The following is a 337-nucleotide window of genomic DNA, read 5'->3' on the forward strand; positions in this document are numbered from 1 at the left end:
GGCGAGCACCTGAACACCACCCGCGCCGTCGCCTCGACCCAGAGCGGCCTGGAGCGGATCCAGGCGCAGCTCAACAGCATGAAGAAAGAAATCAGCATCGGCCGGCAGATGAGCATCAACCCGGATCGCCAAGACCTGCAACAGCGGATCAACGCCAAGCAGATCGAGCGCCAGGAAATGCTCCGCACCTTCAAGGAAGGCGCGCCACCGGTACGGGCCATGGACACCGCCATCGCCAACCTGCAGGATCTGCTCAGGTCGCAGAACGCAGTGGTCCAGCGCACCGACAACCTCGCGCCGAATCCGGTCTACACCCGCCTGCAGAACAGCTTTGCCG

Annotated in this window: 1 protein-coding gene; it reads left to right on the plus strand. The window is 63.8% G+C overall.

Annotation, left to right across the window (positions count from 1 at the left end; genetic code table 11):
* A partial coding sequence (locus HX773_RS25515) for a hypothetical protein (RefSeq protein ID WP_218168368.1) occupies positions 1-337 on the plus strand: 337 nt, incomplete at both ends.

Origin of the sequence: Pantoea sp. B9002 (genome assembly GCF_013385945.1) — a bacterium.
Taxonomy (GTDB): domain Bacteria; phylum Pseudomonadota; class Gammaproteobacteria; order Enterobacterales; family Enterobacteriaceae; genus Pantoea.